Source organism: Terrabacter sp. C0L_2, from assembly GCF_036352015.1.
In the GTDB taxonomy this organism is placed as follows: domain Bacteria; phylum Actinomycetota; class Actinomycetes; order Actinomycetales; family Dermatophilaceae; genus Terrabacter; species Terrabacter tumescens.
The window spans coordinates 3613419-3627694 of record NZ_CP143557.1; the positions used below are offsets into that span (position 1 = coordinate 3613419).

General features: G+C 71.8%; 15 protein-coding genes. 7 read left to right on the plus strand and 8 right to left on the minus strand.

Going from position 1 to position 14276, the window contains the following annotated elements:
* Positions 1 to 55: 55 nt before the first annotated feature.
* A complete protein-coding gene (locus tag U5C87_RS16630; protein ID WP_330473615.1) occupies positions 56 to 409 on the plus strand; it encodes a metallopeptidase family protein in 354 nt (117 codons plus the stop codon).
* Between the two features lie 436 nt (positions 410 to 845).
* Here the strand turns inward: U5C87_RS16630 and U5C87_RS16635 are convergent, their stop codons facing one another.
* The 3 genes from U5C87_RS16635 to ctaC are packed head-to-tail and all read right to left on the minus strand — an operon-like array spanning position 846 to position 3945.
* Positions 846 to 1247 (minus strand): cytochrome c oxidase subunit 4, encoded by a 402-nt coding sequence (locus U5C87_RS16635; RefSeq protein ID WP_330473616.1) that lies wholly within the window; start codon positions 1245 to 1247, stop codon positions 846 to 848.
* Between the two features lie 5 nt (positions 1248 to 1252).
* The gene (ctaD, locus tag U5C87_RS16640) at positions 1253 to 3019 is read right to left on the minus strand and encodes an aa3-type cytochrome oxidase subunit I (protein WP_443082072.1); all 1767 of its coding nucleotides are present in this window, start codon (positions 3017 to 3019) and stop codon (positions 1253 to 1255) included.
* Positions 3019 to 3945, minus strand: coding sequence for an aa3-type cytochrome oxidase subunit II (ctaC, locus tag U5C87_RS16645; RefSeq protein ID WP_443082073.1), 927 nt, complete (start codon positions 3943 to 3945; stop codon positions 3019 to 3021). Before ctaC ends, ctaD begins: the two co-directional genes overlap by 1 nt.
* Before the next feature lie 144 nt (positions 3946 to 4089).
* On the opposite strand from ctaC, the gene U5C87_RS16650 reads away from it, so the two are divergent.
* Entirely contained in the window at positions 4090 to 5373 is a 1284-nt protein-coding gene (locus U5C87_RS16650) for a cysteine desulfurase family protein (RefSeq protein ID WP_330473617.1), read from the plus strand.
* Positions 5370 to 5630: a sulfurtransferase TusA family protein gene (locus tag U5C87_RS16655; protein ID WP_330473618.1), complete on the plus strand. Its 261-nt coding sequence runs from the start codon at positions 5370 to 5372 to the stop codon at positions 5628 to 5630. The genes U5C87_RS16650 and U5C87_RS16655 overlap by 4 nt, the downstream gene beginning before the upstream one ends.
* Here U5C87_RS16655 and aat read toward each other — a convergent pair.
* The 4 genes from aat to U5C87_RS16675 all read right to left on the minus strand — a co-directional run bounded on the left by aat (position 5599) and on the right by U5C87_RS16675 (position 9122).
* A complete protein-coding gene (gene aat / locus U5C87_RS16660; RefSeq protein ID WP_330473619.1) occupies positions 5599 to 6273 on the minus strand; it encodes a leucyl/phenylalanyl-tRNA--protein transferase in 675 nt (224 codons plus the stop codon). The genes U5C87_RS16655 and aat overlap by 32 nt on opposite strands.
* A 52-nt stretch (positions 6274 to 6325) precedes the next feature.
* Positions 6326 to 7312 carry a carbohydrate kinase family protein gene (locus tag U5C87_RS16665; RefSeq protein ID WP_330473620.1) on the minus strand — a complete coding sequence of 329 codons (987 nt, stop codon included), beginning with the start codon at positions 7310 to 7312 and terminating at the stop codon, positions 6326 to 6328.
* A gap of 135 nt (positions 7313 to 7447) precedes the next feature.
* Complete coding sequence (gene erpA, locus U5C87_RS16670; protein WP_030146316.1) at positions 7448 to 7825, minus strand: iron-sulfur cluster insertion protein ErpA; 378 nt, start codon at positions 7823 to 7825, stop codon at positions 7448 to 7450.
* Positions 7826 to 7955: 130 nt separating this feature from the next.
* Positions 7956 to 9122 (minus strand): glycerate kinase family protein, encoded by a 1167-nt coding sequence (locus U5C87_RS16675; RefSeq protein WP_330473621.1) that lies wholly within the window; start codon positions 9120 to 9122, stop codon positions 7956 to 7958.
* Positions 9123 to 9259: 137 nt separating this feature from the next.
* Between U5C87_RS16675 and nadA the strand changes: the two genes are divergently transcribed.
* Positions 9260 to 10450, plus strand: a complete 1191-nt coding sequence (gene nadA, locus U5C87_RS16680) for a quinolinate synthase NadA (protein ID WP_330473622.1) — start codon at positions 9260 to 9262, stop codon at positions 10448 to 10450.
* Positions 10451 to 10456: 6 nt separating this feature from the next.
* The gene (locus U5C87_RS16685) at positions 10457 to 11245 is read left to right on the plus strand and encodes a metallophosphoesterase family protein (protein ID WP_330473623.1); all 789 of its coding nucleotides are present in this window, start codon (positions 10457 to 10459) and stop codon (positions 11243 to 11245) included.
* Positions 11246 to 11310: 65 nt separating this feature from the next.
* On the opposite strand, the gene U5C87_RS16690 is transcribed toward U5C87_RS16685, so the two are convergent.
* Positions 11311 to 12681: a dipeptidase gene (locus U5C87_RS16690; RefSeq protein WP_330473624.1), complete on the minus strand. Its 1371-nt coding sequence runs from the start codon at positions 12679 to 12681 to the stop codon at positions 11311 to 11313.
* Positions 12682 to 12768: 87 nt separating this feature from the next.
* Here U5C87_RS16690 and U5C87_RS16695 point away from each other — a divergent pair, with 87 nt between their 5' ends.
* Positions 12769 to 13578 (plus strand): methyltransferase, encoded by an 810-nt coding sequence (locus U5C87_RS16695; protein WP_330473625.1) that lies wholly within the window; start codon positions 12769 to 12771, stop codon positions 13576 to 13578.
* Positions 13579 to 13667: 89 nt separating this feature from the next.
* On the plus strand, positions 13668 to 14255 hold the full coding sequence (locus U5C87_RS16700) for a protein-L-isoaspartate O-methyltransferase family protein (RefSeq protein WP_330473626.1): 588 nt from the start codon (positions 13668 to 13670) through the stop codon (positions 14253 to 14255).
* Positions 14256 to 14276 lie beyond the last annotated feature (21 nt).

Below are 14276 nucleotides of genomic sequence, written 5' to 3' on the forward strand. Positions count from 1 at the left end.
CTGGGGCGCGCGAGCACACGCTCGTGCGCCCCAGCGCGCGTGACAGACTCGGGCCATGCACCACCTCTCCGACACCGAGTTCGAGAAAGCCGTGGGAGACGCCCTCGACTCGATCCCGCCGGAGCTCGCGCAGGCCATGGACAACGTCGTGGTGCTCGTCGAGCAGGAGCCACCGGACGAGGATCCCGACCTGCTCGGGGTCTACGACGGGACCCCGCTGACCGAGCGTGACGGCTGGTGGGGTGCCGGGGCCCTCCCGGACCGCATCACGATCTTCCAGGGCCCCCTGGAGCGGCTCTGCGAGTCCGCCGAGGAGCTGCGCGAGGAGATCGCCATCACCGTCGTCCACGAGATCGCCCACCACTTCGGGATCGACGACGCACACCTGCACGAGCTCGGCTGGGGCTGAAGCGTGACGGGCTGCCCGGGCTCACACGAGGCCCCCAGGTCACGGCCCGGGCATCGTGCTCCCCGTTCCGGCGGCTCGCCGCGCAGGACCCTCTGCGCACGGCGTCTCGCATCCGGGACGCTTTGTCGGGTGCGGTCAAAGTGCCCCTTTACGTCACCTCACGGCGGAGTTACGGTCGAGGTACCGCTCAACCGATCGGATGGAGGTGCGCACCGGATGTTCTCTCCCACACGATCGCACTGCGAGCCGCACGGGCCGTGAAGGCCCGGGTTCGGATCGAAGGGGAAGGCCGACGGCCTTCCCCTTCCCGCTGTCCGGGCAGGGTGCCCTCCCCCGACGAGCACGAGACGCGCACGAGCACGAGCACGAGCACGAGACGAGAATGACGAAGGGCCCCGATCGTCGACCGGGGCCCTTCGTGGTGTGTCAGTCAGGCTCAGATGGAGTACTCGCCCGAGAAGGACTCGAACACCCAGAGACACACGGCGACGATGGCGAACATCGCACCGATGATGAAGAGCCACCAGCCGATCGCGAGCCCGGCGAACATGATCGCGCCGGAGGCCGCGAGCCACAGCGGCGTCCAGGAGCTGGCGACGAAGTAGCCGTAGTTGCCCTCGGCGTCCTCGATCTCACCGGCCGCGTTGTCCTCCGGTCGGAGCGGCAGCTTCTTGCCGGTCATGTAGAGGTAGAAGCCGCTGAGCGCGAACAGCAGGGCTGTCAGGATCAGCGCGGTGACACCGATCGGCTCCTCCCACTTGGACCAGAAGCCGTACATGAGGGTGACGGGGACGAAGAAGACGAACAGGTAGAGGAAGAGCTTGGTCTCGACGCGCATCGGGGTCAGTCCTCACGCTTCTCGGTGCTGGCGGTGGTCTTCTCGGCTCCGGCGACGTCCGCCGGGCCCATGACCTGGACGAGGGTGCCCTGGTCGGCGAGGGGCGCGACACCTGCCGCGGCCTCGGGGTGGTGCAGGTCGAACGCCGGGCGCTCCGAGCGGATCCGCGGCAGCGACGTGAAGTTGTGCCGCGGCGGCGGGCACGAGGTGGCCCACTCGAGCGAGGCGCCGTAGCCCCACGGGTCGTCGGACTCCACGAGCGGAGCCTTGCGCCACGTCTTCCACACGTTGTATACGAACGGGATCATCGACGCGCCCAGCAGGAACGAGCCGAGGCTCGAGACGATGTTGGCCGCCTGGAACCCCTCCTCCGGAAGGTAGTCGGCGTAGCGGCGGGCCATGCCCTCGACACCGAGCCAGTGCTGGATGAGGAAGGTCATGTGGAAGCCGATGAACAGCATCCAGAAGTGGATCTTGCCGAGCCGCTCGTCGAGCATCCGCCCGGTCAGCTTCGGCCACCAGAAGTAGTAGCCGGAGAACATCGCGAAGACCACGGTGCCGAACACGGTGTAGTGGAAGTGCGCGACGACGAAGTAGCTGTCGGACAGGTGGAAGTCGAGCGCCGGGCTCGACAGGATGACGCCGGTCAGGCCACCGAAGAGGAAGGTGACCAGGAAGCCCATGGCCCACAGCATCGGGGTGGCCATGACGACCTTGCCGCCCCACATCGTGCCGATCCAGTTGAAGAACTTCACCCCGGTCGGCACCGCGATGAGCATCGTCATCACCGCGAAGAACGGTAGGAGCACTTGTCCGGTGACGTACATGTGGTGCGCCCAGACACTCGCCGACAGCGCCGCGATCGCGATCGTGGCGAAGACGAGGGTCTTGTAGCCGAAGATCGGCTTGCGGGAGAAGACCGGCAGCACCTCGCTGATGATGCCGAAGAACGGCAGCGCGATGATGTAGACCTCTGGGTGCCCGAAGAACCAGAACAGGTGCTGCCACAGCATCGCCCCGTTGTTCTCCGGGTCGAAGATGTGCATCCCGAACCGCCGGTCACCACCGAGGGCGAACAGCGCCGCCGCGAGGATCGGGAAGACGAGGATCGCCAGCAGCGAGGTGATCAGCACGGTCCACGTGAAGATCGGCATGCGGAACATCGTCATGCCGGGCGCGCGGAGGCAGATGATCGTCGTGATGAAGTTGACGGCTCCCAGGATCGTGCCGAAACCACCGAGCGCGAGGCCGAAGACCCACAGGTCACCACCCACGCCGGGGCTGTAGCTGACGTCCGAGAGCGGGGCGTAGGCGAACCAGCCGAACGCGGCCGCACCCTGGGGCGTCAGGAAGCCGACCGAGGCGATGAGGCCGCCGAAGAGGTAGAGCCAGTACGCGAACATGTTGAGGCGCGGGAACGCCACGTCCGGCGCACCGATCTGCAGCGGCATCACGGCGTTGGCGAAGCCGGCGAACAGCGGCGTCGCGAACAGCAGCAGCATGATCGTGCCGTGCATCGTGAACAGCTGGTTGTACTGCTCCGGGTTGTCCACGATCTGCAGACCCGGCGCCATCAGCTCGGCACGGATGAGCAGCGCCATCAGCCCGCCGAGCAGGAAGAAGACGAACGAGGTGATGAAGTAGAGGTTGCCGATGACCTTGTGGTCGGTCGTCGTCACCCACTTCACGAACGTCTGCCCCTTGGCCAGGCGCGGCCGCGCGGCCGTCATGCCCGGGGCCTGGGCCTCACGGTTGAGCGTTGCGGATGTCATCAGTTGCTCCCGGTGCGAGCTGGTGCGGGGATCTTGTTGGCGTCGCCGGGGACCATCTGCTCGCGGCTGGCGTCGACGGGGATGAGGCCTTCGTTGCCGATGGACTTCAGGCGGGCCATCTCCTGGTCGTACTCGGCCTGCGGCACGACCTTGACCATGAACAGCATCTGCGAGTGGTAGGCGCCGCAGAGCTCGGCGCACTTGCCCTGGAAGGTGCCGACTTGGGTCGGGGTGAGCTGGAACTTGTTGGTCTTGCCCGGGAGCATGTCCATCTTCATCATGAACGCCGGCACCCAGAAGCTGTGGATGACGTCACGGGCGTTGAGGACGAACTCGACGCGCTTGTTGACGGGCAGGTAGAGCACGGGCATCTGGGCGCGCTTGCCCTCGGTGCCGTCGAGCTCGGTGTGGACCCCGGTCTCGTGGACGTTGGAGTCGATGTAGTTGAAGTCCCAGCTCCACTGCTTGGCGACGACGCTGACCGTGAGGTCCTTCTTCGTGCTCGTGTCGACAAGGGCGGCCTCGTCGCGCGCGGTGTAGTAGAAGAAGACGGCCACCATGAACACCGGGATGACGGTGTAGAGCAGCTCCATCGGCACGTTGTAGCGCAGCTGGACCGGGAGGGTCTCGTCACCCTTGCGCTTGCGGTAGCGGATGGCGGCGTAGAGCATCAGTCCCCACGTGATGGCACCCACGGCCAGAACGGCGATCCAGCTGCCGACCCAGAGGTCGGTCACCCGCTGGCCGCTGTCGGAAACCACGGGCGGGAGGTATCCGTTGGACACCTGTCCCTGGCAACCGCTGAGGGCCAGTGCCGCGAGGGCGGCGATCCCGGCGATGCGCAGTCCCGTGCGTCGCCGCCCGGTCCCGCCTACCACCGACGTCACCACCGGCGATGCCGCTGGGGTGTCTTCGTGCTCAGGCACCAGGTGCACCTTTCGTTCCGTACGTGGGCGCGCAGTGCGCGCGTCGAACGTGTTCACGTCAAACCGTCTGGGCAGCAAGGCCCACGGCGCAACCCTACCGTCCCACTTGTCACGCTGTCCGCAGGGGGCGGCTAACGTTGCGGAGTGGTCAGTCACGATCCGGGCACGAACGTTGGACTCGTCCCTCCGGCCCCGCACGGAGGCTCCCGGCGCGGGTCGAGCGGGCTCTCCGACAACCCTCGACAAGACCCACGCGAGACCTCGGGGCAGGGCGCGCGCAGACTGCTCGACGCCGCCGCCGGCCCACTCCACCCGGTCGCCCGGGAGACCCTCCTCGCCGCCCTTGACGTCGGGTGGGCCGACCCCGCCCGTCTGCACGCCGAGGGGCGCCGAGCCCGGGCGCTGCTCGACCGGTCGCGCGAGGTGGTGGCCGCGGGGCTCGGCGTGCGGCCCGGTGAGGTGAGCTTCCTGCCCAGCGGTCCCACCGCGCTGGAGCGGGCCGTCGACGGGATGGCGTATGCCGCCCGCCGGCGTGGCGCACGCACCGTGGCCTCCGCGGTGGAGCACTCTGCGGTCCTCGTGCCAGGCCGGGCGCGGGCTGCGGCTGCCGACGACCCGTCGCTCCTCGCCGAGGTGGCCGTCGACCCGACGGGGAGGCTCGACCTCGACACCTGGGAGGCGGCCCTGTCCGTGCCGGGCAGCGTCGTCGCGGTCCTGCAGAGCGCCAACGGCGAGGTCGGCACCCGGCAGCCGCTCGAGGCTGCGCGGGAGGCGGCCAGCACCCACGGCACACCTCTCGTGGTCGACGCGATGGCGTCGCTGGGCCGCGACGACGTGCCGACGGCGTGGGACGTCCTCGTGGGCGACGCGCGCTCGTGGGGTGGGCCACCGCTCGGCGTGCTCGTCGTGCGCGAGGGGGTGCGGTGGCAGTGGTCGCAGGCGCGGGCCGACGTCGAGCACGGGCGCACGGACGTCACGCCCTGGGTGCCGCTCGTCCTCGCGGCGGCGGAGGCCTGGCAGCAGACGGCGGCCACCTGGGCGGACGACGCCCGGGTCGCCCGGGGCCTCGTCGACGACATCCGGTCGGCGGCCGCGGCCGTGCCCGACACCGAGGTCGTCGGTGACCCCGAGGACCGACTCCCCCACGTCGTCACCTTCTCGAGCCTCTACGTCGACGGTGAGGCGCTCGTCGGGGCCTTCGACGCTGCGGGCTACGCGGTGGCGAGCGGCTCGGCCTGCACGTCGAGCACCCTCGAGCCCAGCCACGTGCTCGCGGCGATGGGGGTGCTGACCCACGGCAACGTCCGCGTCACGCTTCCCCTGCCCGCGGTCTCGCCCGGCCTGGCCGACGACGTCGCGGCGTTCACGGCCGCCATCGCCCCGACGGTCCGCGGCGTCCGCGACAGTCTCGGCGTCGGTGACCTGTGAGCGACGACGACGAGGCGGTCGTCGACGCCCGCGGCGAGCGCTGCCCGCTGCCCGTCATCCGGCTGGCCCGTGTCGTGGCCGAGCGCCCCGGCGTGCGGGTCGTCACCGTGCTCGCCACCGACCCGGCGGCCGCGCACGACGTCCCCGCGTGGTGCCGGATGCGCGGCCACCTCTTCGTCGAGGCGCGCGCGGAGGCGGGCCACACGGCATACGTGGTCGAGGTGGTCACGCCCAGCACGCCGGCAGGGGTGCCCTGAGGACGGTCGGCAGGATCGCGAGGTACTCGTCGCGCGGCACCTCGCGCACGCCAAGCGTCGCGAGGTGCGGCGTCTGCCACTGGACGTCGACGAGCCGGCGGGGGTCTCCGTCGGCGAGCAGCAGGTCGCACAGGCCGACGAGGGCGACCTTCGAGGCGTCCCGGACGTGGTGGAACATCGACTCCCCGGCGAAGAGGCCACCGATCGCGACACCGTAGAGGCCCCCGACCAGCTCGCCGTCCTGCCACGTCTCGATGGAGTGCGCCCACCCGGCCTCGTGCAGCTCGACGTACGCGTCGGCGATCTCCGGGGTGATCCAGCGCCCGTCCCGGTCCGGCGCCGCGCAGGCCTCGACGACCGACCGGAAGTCGGTGTCGACGCGTACCTCGAAGTGCGCGACCGCCTTGCGCAGCGACCGGCTCACCTTGAGCTCGCGCGGGCGCAGGATGCCGCGCGGGTCCGGTGACCACCAGCCGATCGGCTCGGTCCCGTGGTCGCCGATGCCCATCGGGAACACCCCGACGGAGTACGCCTCGAAGAGGGTCGCGACCTTGAGGTCGGCGCCGATGCCGATGAGATCCTCCCCAGGCGGCACGCGCTCGAGCGCGAAGTCCCAGGGGGTGGGCGGCGGCGGCGTGGGCACGGACGGGCTCCGGTCTCGGGGGCGGGCCGTCAGCGCCCGGCCGGCTGCGGCGTCACGGCCGCGGGCAGGACAGGTGGGGGCCGATCTCGGCGGCCGACTCGGGTCCGTAGGCCTCGGCGAGCCGCTCGAGGAAGCGCTCCTTGCCGAGGACGTACTCCTGGGTGCCGACGGTCTCGATGACGTAGGTCGCGAGCATCGAGCCGAGCTCGGCGCAGCGACGGACCGGGAGGTCGACGGCGAGGCCGGTGAGGAACCCGGCGCGGAAGGCGTCGCCGACACCCGTCGGGTCGGCCTTGCGCACCTCGCGGGCGATGCCGACCTCGACCGGCTCCTCGCCGCGGACGCGGACCGTGACGCCGTCCTTGCCGCGCGTCTTGACCTGCACACGGACGCGGTCGGCGAGCTCGTCCTCGGACCAGCCGGTCTTCTGGCAGGCGAGGTGGCTCTCGTACTCGTTGGTGAAGAGGTACTCGGCGCCGTCGATGAGACGGGCGATCGTCGGGCCGTCGCAGAAGGCCAGCTGCTGCGAGGGGTCGGCCGCGAAGGGGATGCCGCGGCTGCGGCACTCGTCGGAGTGGCGGATCATCGCCTCGGGGTCGTTGGCGCCGACGACGACGAGGTCGAGGCCGCCGACGCGCTGGGCGACCGGGGCGAGCTCGATGTCGCGGGCCTCGCTCATCGCGCCGGCGTAGAACGTCGCGATCTGGGCCATGTCCCTGTCGGTGGTGCAGATGAAGCGCGCCGTGTGCTGGGAATCGGAGTAGTGCACCGCCCCGCAGTCGACGCCGTGGCGCTCGAGCCAGCTGCGGTAGTCGGTGAAGTCCTCACCCACCGCGCCGACGAGCAGCGGACGCTGGCCGAGGTTGGCCATGCCGAACGCGATGTTCGCGGCGACCCCGCCCCGGCGGACCTGGAGGTCGGACGTCAGGAACGACAGCGAGATCTTGTCGAGCTGCTCGACGACGAGGGAGTCGGCGAAGAGCCCGTCGAAGGTCATGAGGTGGTCGGTGGCGATGGAACCGGTGATGGCGATCTGCACGGGACGAACCTACCCGCCTGCGAGCTGCCTCCCACGCAGGCCTCGGAGGAGGAAGCCCGCGATGACGAGGAGCGAGGACGACGAAGGGCCCGACCGTGCGGTCGGGCCCTTCGGACGTGCGTGGTGCGGTGCGGCTCAGCTGAAGGAGTCGCCGCAGGCGCAGCTGCTGCCCGCGTTGGGGTTGTCGATGGTGAAGCCCTGCTTCTCGATCGTGTCGGCGAAGTCGATCGTGGCGCCCTCGAGGTAGGGGGAGCTCATGCGGTCGACGACGACCTCGACACCGTCGAAGTCGCGGACGAGGTCACCGTCGAGGCTGCGCTCGTCGAAGTAGAGCTGGTAGATCAGGCCCGAGCAGCCGCCGGGCTGGACACCGACGCGCAGGCGGAGGTCGTCACGACCCTCCTGCTCGAGCAGGCTCTTGACCTTCGTGGCCGCGACGTCCGTCAGGACGACACCGTGGGCGGGAGCCTCGGTCTGAACCTCGGCTGCAGATGCGTTCGTCTCGACACTCATGTGTTGGTCCTTCACGTCGTGGAACATGGGTCAGAGGTGAGAACCCATGCCGCGCCGGATGTGTTCCCGGCGCTTCCAAGGATACGTCGGGCCCTGCCGGAACCGCGCATCCTCCCCCGGATCGGACACCTCAGGGCGCGGACGGCGACCACGTGCGGGCGACGCGGGCGGTCCGCTCGGCGAGGCGGGCAGCCGGTTCGGCGAGCGATGCCGCCACCTGGTCGGGGCGCTCGGCGACGGCGTACACCCCTGACAGGCCGGCCGTCATGGCCTCGCGCCGGCCGACGAGCGACTGCCCGGGAACGGCGATGACGGGGACCCCGACGCGGGCGGCCGCCTCGGCGACGCCGACGACGACCTTGCCGCGGAGGGACTGCCAGTCGAAGGTGCCCTCCCCCGTGACGACGAGGTCCGCAGAGGCCACGAGGTCGACGAAGCCGACCGCATCGAGCACCGCCTCCACACCGGAGACGCGGCGGGCACCGAGCAGGTGCAGGGCGTAGCCGAGTCCCCCGGCCGCGCCCGCACCGGGCTCGCGCTCGGGCTTGAGCAGCGTGCCGGTGAGGAGGTCCTTGGCCGGCGGCCGCACGCGGGCCACGACGCTCGCGAAGTGGCCGAGGGCGTTCTCGAGGCGCTGCGCGTCCTCCTCCGACGCGCCCTTCTGATGAGCAAAGACGGCACTGGCGCCCTTGAGCCCGAGCAGCGGCGAGTCGACGTCGCTCGCGATGACGAGGTCGACGCCGCGGAGCCGGTCGCGGGCGGCGTCGAGCCCGGCGACGTCGTCCGGCGTCGTCGCCCCGAGAGCCAGTCCGCCCTGGCCGAGCCGGGCCGCCGGGCCGACCCCGAGCGCGCCGAGCAGGCCCGCCCCGGCGTCGTTGGTGCCGGACCCGCCGAGACCGATGACGATGCGTCGGGCGCCCGCGTCGAGCGCGGCGAGGACGAGCGTCCCGACACCGGTCGTCGAGGTGCGCGTCGGGTTGCGCTCGTCGGGCGCGAGCAGGTGCAGCCCGGCCGCCTGGGCTGACTCCACGTATGCCGTGCGCCCACCTGCGCCGGTCGTCAGCAGGATGGTGCCGGGCACCTCGCGTCCCAGCGGGTCGGTCGTCACGACCGCGTGGACCTCTCCGTCGAGGTTCTCGGCGAGGACGTCGACGAAGCCCGGGCCGCCGTCGGAGAGGGGCACGAGGGTCAGGCGGTCGCCCGGCGCCGTGCGGGCCCAGCCGTCGGCCATGGCGGCCGCGGCCTGGGAGGCGGTGAGGGTGCCGGTGTAGCAGTCGGGGGCGATGATCACGTGCACGTTCGGAATCCTGCCACTGCTCGCTCCGCGCTCGCCCGGCACTCGCCCGGCGCTCGCCCGGCGCTCGCCCGTCGCTCGCCCCGAGCCAGGCCCGGGCGGTGGCGCTCGGAGGGCAGCACGCGGCATACGATCTGGGCATGACGACGGCACCGGCCCCGCTCCCCCTCCTCGTCCTCGGTCAGGGCACCGACCTGCACACCGAGCGCGGCGTCGAGTGTCCCGGCGACCTGCCCGCACCCTCCGACCCCGGACTCGTCGAGCGCGCCCGTGCCGCCAAGGCCGCTCTGGGCGACTCGGTGTTCGTGCTCGGGCACCACTACCAGCGCGACGAGGTCATCGAGTTCGCCGACGTCACGGGTGACTCCTTCAAGCTGGCCCGCGACGCGGCCGCCCGGCCCGACGCGCCCCACATCGTCTTCTGCGGCGTGCACTTCATGGCCGAGTCGGCCGACATCCTCACGAGCGACGAGCAGACCGTGATCCTGCCCGACCTCGCCGCCGGGTGCTCGATGGCCGACATGGCCGCCATCGCCCAGGTCGAGGACTGCTGGGAGCAGCTGGCCGCGGCCGGTGTCGCCGACCGGACGATCCCCGTGACGTACATGAACTCCTCCGCCGCGATCAAGGCCTTCACCGGTCGCCACGGCGGCACGATCTGCACGAGCTCCAACGCCCGGACCGCGCTCGACTGGGCCTTCGAGCAGGTCGGCGGCGTCGACGGCCAGGGCAAGGTGCTCTTCCTGCCCGACCAGCACCTCGGTCGCAACACGGCCGTGCGCGAGCTCGGGCTCTCCCTCGACGACTGCGTCGTGTGGGACCCGCACCGCCCCAACGGCGGCCTGACGCGCGAGCAGCTCGAGGGCGCCCGGATGATCCTCTGGCGGGGTCACTGCTCGGTGCACGGCCGCTTCTCGGTCGAGGCCGTCGAGGCCGCCCGCCGCGACATCCCCGACGTCAAGGTGATCGTGCACCCCGAGTGCCGCTACGAGGTCGTCGAGCTGGCCGACGAGGTCGGTTCGACGGAGAAGATCATCCAGACCATCGCGGCCGCGCCCGCGGGCACTTCCTGGGTCGTCGGCACGGAGCTCAACCTCGTGCAGCGCCTGGCCCGGCAGTTCCCGGAGCAGCGGATCGCCTTCCTGGAGAAGAACGTCTGCTACTGCTCGACGATGAACCGCATCGACCTGCCCCACCTGGTCTGGGCCCTCGAGTCGCTCGTCGAGGGGCGTGTCGTCAACCCGATCCGCGTCGACCCGACGGTCGCTGCCGAGGCGCGGGCCGCCCTCGACCGCATGCTCGCCCTGCCGGGCAAGACCCACAAGGACTGAGGCGGGGTGGCGCCGGGCACGAACGAGCTCCACCGTGTCGCCGTCCTGTCGGACGTCCACGGCAACGTCACGGCCTACGAGGCCGTGCTCGACGACATCGACCGACGGGGCATCCGGCACGTCCTCAACCTCGGCGACGTCATCGGCAAGGGACCACGCGGGTCCGAGTGCGTGCGCCTCACGAGGGAGCGCGAGATCCCGACCGTCCGCGGCAACTGGGACACCTTCATCGCGCGTGACGCCGTGCAGCCCTGGGAGCACGCCCAGTGGGTCCGCGACCGCCTGTCGGACGACGAGCTCGCTTGGCTGGCAGCGCTGCCCAACGTGCACGAGCTCGTGCTGAGCGGCCAGCCGATCCGCTTCTTCCACGCCTCGGCGGTCAGCGAGTTCCATCGCGTCTTCGCCCCGACCACCGAGGACGAGCACCGCGCCTTCGTCGCGCAGACGGACTTCACCGGCGGCGGCCCGGTGCCCACGATCGTCGGCTACGGCGACATCCACGGCGCCTATCTCTCGGTCGACTACGGCATCACCGTCTTCAACGCCGGGTCGGTCGGCAACGCGCTCGACGGCCCGGGCGCGCCCTACGTCGTCCTCGAGGGCACCCCCGGTGCCGGTGCCGGTGCCGGCGCGGCCGAGGGGCCGGGCCATGTCGGCATCTCGTTCGTCCGCGTGCCCTACGACGTCGAGGCGGAGGTCGCGGTGGCCGAGCGGCTCGGCATGCCGGGTGCCGACGCGTACGCCCTCGAGCTGCGCGAGCAGCGCTACCGCGGGTCCGCGGTCGCCGCCACCTGAGCACCGACGACGGCGGGGTCCCGGCACGCTGCCGGGACCGCCGTCGATCGCGTATGCCGTCTGCCTCAGTGGGCGGGTCGCAGCGCTCCCAGCCGGGCGAGGAAGATCGCCTCGGCGACACAGACCTTCTCGAACTCGCCGAGGTGCAGCGACTCGTTGGCGCCGTGCGCGCGCGTGTCGGGGTCCTCGACACCGGTGACGATGATCGAGGCCTCGGGGAAGCGGGCCACGAAGTCGGAGATGAACGGGATCGAGCCGCCGACGCCCATGTCGACGGGGTCGGTGCCCCAGGCGTCGGCGAACGACGCGCGCGCCTCGTCGTAGACGGGTCCGTCGGCGTCGGCGGCGAAACCGGACCCGTGCTCCTCGAGGTCGACGGTCACCCGCGCGCCCCACGGCGCGTGGTCGAGCAGGTGCGTGCGGAGCAGCTCGAACGCCGCCTGCGGGTCCTGGGTGGGCGCGAGGCGCATCGAGACCTTGGCCGCCGCACGCGCCGCGAGCGTGTTGGAGGCCTTCTCGACCGAGGTGACGTCCATGCCGATCGTCGTGATCGACGGCTTGTTCCACAGCCGGGTGAGGATCGAGCCGGAGCCGATGAGCTCGACGCCGTCGAGCAGCCCGGACTCCTCGCGGAAGCGCGCCTCGTCGTAGTCGAGGTCGGCGGCCGTGCCCTCGTCGAGGCCCTGCACGGCGACGTTGCCCGCGTCGTCGTGGAGCGAGGCGAGCAGACGGATGAGGGCGGTGACGGCGTCGGGGGCGGCGCCGCCGAACATGCCCGAGTGCACCGAGTGGTCGAGGGTCTCGACGCGGACCACGGCCCGGACGCCGCCGCGCAGCGTCGTCGTGAGAGCGGGCTCTCCGATGGCCCAGTTGCCGGAGTCGGCGATGACGATGGCGTCCGCGGCGAGCTTGTGGCCGTGCTTCTCGAGGATCGTCGGGAGCGAGGCCGAGCCGAACTCCTCCTCGCCCTCGACGAAGACGGTGACACCGACGGGCAGCGCGCCCGAGTGGGCCCGCAGCGCCGCGAGGTGGGCCATGACGCCGGCCTTGTCGTCCGCCGCCCCACGTCCGTAGAGACGGCCGTCGCGCTCGGTGGGCTCGAACGGCGGGGTGTCCCAGTCGGCGTCGTCGCCGGGGGGCTGGACGTCGTGGTGGGCGTAGAGGGTGACGGTCGGTGCGCCCTCGGGGCCGTCGAGGTGGCCGATGACGGCCGGGCGTCCGCCCTCCACGACGATCTCGACGTCGAGCCCCTCGCGGCGCAGCAGCTCGGCCACGGCCTCGGCGCTGCGGGCCACCTGGCTCTGGTCGAACGACGTCGCCGAGACGCTCGGGATGCGCACGAGCTCCTCGAGGTCGGCGCGCACGTGCGGCATGAGCTCGGCCACGCGGTCGCGGATCTGCTGGATCTGGTCGGGGGTGAGGGCAGCGTCAGTCACGAGCCCGACCCTACCGACGCCGCCGCGGCACGTCCCTGCCGCCGGGGCCGTCATCCCCCGTCATCCCCTTTGGGTAGGTTCGGCGGGATGGGAGACAACACCTTCGTCGCCGGGCAGCAGCCGTGGCTCGAGCGCCTCGGCAACCTGCGCAACGTCGTGCGCCAGGAGATGGTCACCCGCCAGCTCGCTGCCCACCTCCCCCGCGGACCGCTCCGCGTCCTCGACGTCGGCGCCGGCCAGGGCACCCAGGCGCTGCGCCTGGCCCGCAAGGGGCACTCCGTCACCGCCGTCGAGCCGGACGGGCGCATGCGGGCAGCCTTCGAGCAGGCAGCCGCCGGGCTCACCCAGCAGCAGCGCGAGCACGTCACCCTCGTGGCCACCGACCTCGCGGGGCTGGCCAGCGTCACGCGGCCCACGGCATACGACGTCGTCATGTGCCACGGGGTGCTCATGTACCTCCCCGAGAGCCGGGCCGCCGTGGCCGCGCTCGCTCGTCGTGCGGCCCCCGGCGGCGTCGTGTCGATCGTCGCGCGCAACGGTGGGGCCATGGCCTGGCGACCCGCCGTCCGCCACGACTGGGCCGGAGCCCTCGCCATGCTCGACGAGCAGCGACGGGCCGCCGACGAGGGCCGGGACGCCCGCTACCGCAACGAGATCGGCGTCGACGCACGAGCCGACACCCTGGCCTCGCTCACCGCGGACTGCGAGGCCGCCGGCCTCGAGGTCGCCGCGTGGTACGGCGTCCGGGTGGCGAGCGACGACGTCGCCGTCGACGAGGCGGCCCCCGAGGGTGACGAGCTGTCCGCGCTCCTCGACGTCGAGGAGCGGCTGGGCTCCACCGACCCGTACCGCGCCCTCGGCACCCTCGTCCACGTCATCGCGCGCCGCAGGGCCTGACCTCTCGGGCTGCCATCGGGCTGCCATCGGGCTCCTATCGGGCTGCCGGCGGGGCTGACGATGCGGCCCCGACGTGCTTGGGTCTGAGGATGGACCGGGTAGACCCCGTCGAGCAGGCGTTCGCGGCCGTCCCGCGCGCGGCCTTCCTCCCCCGCGGTGCGCGCTCGCGCGCGGGCGACGACATCCCCATCCTCATCGGCCACGGCCAGACGTGCTCGCAGCCGAGCACGGTCGCCGACCTGCTCCACCTCCTCGACGTCCACCCCGGCCAGCGCGTGCTGGACGTCGGCTCGGGCTCGGGCTGGACCACGGCCCTGCTCGCCCACCTCACCGGCCCGGGCGGCGAGGTCGTGGGGGTCGAGCTGGAGCCGGACCTCGCGCGATGGGGCGCGGCCAACCTCGCCGGTGCCGATGCGCCGTGGGCGAGCATCCACGAGGCCGAGCCGGGCGTGCTCGGCGACCCGCAGCACGGACCCTGGGACCGGATCCTCGTGTCGGCCGCAGCGCCGACGCTCCCCCAGGCCCTGGTCGACCAGCTCGCCGACCCCGGTCGGCTCGTCATGCCGGTCGCAGGCTCCCTGACGCTCGTCCTCCGCGACCACGGGTCCGTCACGACGAGCCGGCACGGGCACTACCGGTTCGTGCCGCTGCGCTCCGCGCCCGGCAGCACGACCTGAGCGCTCGGACGCGGTCGTGGG

Coding starts and splice junctions, on each gene's coding strand:
- U5C87_RS16630 (WP_330473615.1), top strand. CDS start 56: ATGCACCACCTCTCCGACACCGAGTTCGAGAAAGCCGTGGGAGACGCC.
- U5C87_RS16695 (WP_330473625.1), top strand. CDS start 12,769: ATGGGAGACAACACCTTCGTCGCCGGGCAGCAGCCGTGGCTCGAGCGC.
- U5C87_RS16635 (WP_330473616.1), bottom strand. CDS start 1,247: ATGCGCGTCGAGACCAAGCTCTTCCTCTACCTGTTCGTCTTCTTCGTC.
- U5C87_RS16700 (WP_330473626.1), top strand. CDS start 13,668: ATGGACCGGGTAGACCCCGTCGAGCAGGCGTTCGCGGCCGTCCCGCGC.
- ctaD (WP_443082072.1), bottom strand. CDS start 3,019: ATGACATCCGCAACGCTCAACCGTGAGGCCCAGGCCCCGGGCATGACG.
- erpA (WP_030146316.1), bottom strand. CDS start 7,825: ATGAGTGTCGAGACGAACGCATCTGCAGCCGAGGTTCAGACCGAGGCT.
- nadA (WP_330473622.1), top strand. CDS start 9,260: ATGACGACGGCACCGGCCCCGCTCCCCCTCCTCGTCCTCGGTCAGGGC.